The organism is Synechococcus sp. R70.1 (assembly GCF_047461675.1).
Lineage (GTDB): Bacteria > Cyanobacteriota > Cyanobacteriia > Thermostichales > Thermostichaceae > Thermostichus.
Genome location: NZ_JANSHR010000116.1, coordinates 9,147 through 11,258, shown reverse-complemented (window position 1 = coordinate 11,258; position 2,112 = coordinate 9,147). Strand labels below are relative to the sequence as shown.

The 2,112-nt window shown below is 62.9% G+C and carries 2 protein-coding genes; one reads left to right on the top strand and one right to left on the bottom strand.

All coding sequences use genetic code 11. The annotated features are described in order from the left end of the window. Positions 1-20: 20 nt before the first annotated feature. A complete protein-coding gene (locus tag NW807_RS11285) occupies positions 21-410 on the bottom strand; it encodes a DUF1818 family protein (protein ID WP_414393402.1) in 390 nt (129 codons plus the stop codon). 62 nt (positions 411-472) lie between these two features. Here NW807_RS11285 and NW807_RS11280 point away from each other — a divergent pair. Then, positions 473-2,112 (top strand): SpoIID/LytB domain-containing protein (locus NW807_RS11280; protein ID WP_414426153.1); only part of this gene is annotated, 1,640 nt, incomplete at its 3' end.

The following is a 2,112-nucleotide window of genomic DNA, read 5'->3' as shown; positions in this document are numbered from 1 at the left end:
CAATCCTAGCAACTGCTAGGTCATCTGTGCTCCCGAAACTGGGCAAGAGCACGGCACAGCCCCGGGACAGCCTCTGCTGGCCAGAAGCCCTCGCCGCGCCGGCCCTGGTGCAACTGTAGGTAGAGATCCCAGGCAGCGGGGCTGCCGTGGGCAATCAAAGTTAGCGAGGGGAAGGTCTGCTCCAGGGTGAGGCTCTCTTCGGCCATCAGTTGGGAGGCCATGGCCTCCATATCCCGCTGCAGGCAGTACACCCCCTGCCCAAAAGCTTGCCACTCCTCTTGAGTTAGCTCCAGCGCCCAGGTTTCTCCTCCCACAAGGGCCACAAAAGGAGAGCGCCGGGGATCCCAGCCCAGTCGCCAGCCGGATCCCTTACAGAGAGGAGAGGGGGTAGAAGAGAAAAAAGCCTCCATGCTGGGTTAGGCCAAAAAGATGCAGGTAGAATCAACGGATGCGTTACCAGCATAAAGCGCCGATGCTCAGTTACCAACCTCCCCCCACCCAGCGGCGGCTTCCTCTCCAGGGCACGCTCGGCTGGGGTGTGCTGCTTGCGGCTTTGGCGTTGCGCGCCACAGGGGATCCCGGAGGAACCTGGGCCACGGTGGCTACCCCGCAAAACCCGATCTTACGGGTGGGCATCCTGCAGCACTTTGGTCGCTCTGAACAGGATCAGGTGGAGTTGGCAGCGCCAACCGGGTCGCTACTGACGCTGGAATTTCCCCAGGCCGACGGCAGCACCCAGAGGCAGCGCACTCCGCGCGTAACCGTCGGGATCGTCAACCGCGCCTTGGCCACTCCAGAAACCGTGTACCGCCTTGTTCTCAGCAGCCACAAAAGTTTTGAGAGCGCCGAGGCCAGCGCCAACCGTTGGCAGGCTTTAGGGATCCGCACCGAGATTGCCCAGCCGCAGGAGTGGCAAGTGTGGGCCAGCCGCGCCTACACCCCTCAGCAGTTGGCCCAGATTCAGCGCTATGCCCAGGCCAAAGGGATCCCCCAGGTGCGGCTTGAGGTCCAGCAGCGGCGCCAACAGCCCCAGCTAAGCTGGGTGCATGGCCACTTTCGCTACCACCGCACCCGGCTTCAGGTAACCTCGGACGCGGGCTATCTGCGGGTAAACGACCGCTACTATGCCGGCTCGATTACCATTCAACCTAACGCCTACGGCAGCTACACCGTGGTCAACGCCGTGCCGCTGGAAACCTATCTGCGGGGGGTGGTGCCCCACGAAGTAGGGCCGGGAGCTCCCTTTGCCGCCATGGCCGCCCAGGCAATTCTGGCGCGCACCTACGCCCTCAAGAACCTGCACCGCTTTCAGGTCGACGACTACCACCTCTGTGCTAACACCCACTGCCAGGTCTACAAGGGGCTGACGGGAACCCATCCGCGGGCGGACGAGGCCGTTCGCCAGACCAGCGGCTTGGTGCTTACCTACAATGGCAAGCTGGTGGATGCTGTCTATTCTTCCTCCAACGGCGGCATCTCGGCAGGCTTTGAAGAAGTTTGGGACGGCGAGCCGCGCCCTTACCTGCGCCCCCGCGCTGACCTCGCTCACCAGCCCGCTCAGCCCTTTGATTTGCGGCAGGAGAGCGACTTCAAGGCCTTTCTGGAGCAGCGGGAAGGTTTCCATGAAGCAGGGGTATCTCGCCTTTTCCGCTGGGAGTTCTCCCAATCCCTGGCGGAGCTCAACGCCCAGCTGCGGGCTGCCCAAGAGTACCTCGGGATCCCTCTCCCCGAGTGGACGACCATCCAGGGGCTGCAGGTTCTGGAGCGCTCGGTCAGCGGTCGGGTTCAGGCGCTGCAAGTGGATCTAGAGACACCCCAAGGATCTCACTCGCTGGTTTTGCGCAAGGATCAGGTGCGCCTAGCTTTTCCCCGCCTCTACAGCACCTTGTTTCGCGTCGAGCCCCTAAAACAGGGCCAGCAACTAGCGGGCTACCGCTTTATCGGCGGCGGCTTTGGCCATGGAGTGGGTATGAGCCAGTACGGCGCCTACACCCTAGCCCGGCGGGGGTTGAATGCAGCCCAAATCCTCGCTTTCTACTACCCTGGCACGACCCTGACCAAGCTGGGATCCCTCCCCGAGGCTTCGCTGGCTGACCAGTCCTTGCCCGTCCA

What these genes read in the sequence shown, in the direction of transcription:
- NW807_RS11285 (WP_414393402.1), bottom strand. Translation starts at nt 410, where the DNA reads ATGGAGGCTTTTTTCTCTTCTACCCCCTCTCCTCTCTGTAAGGGATCC.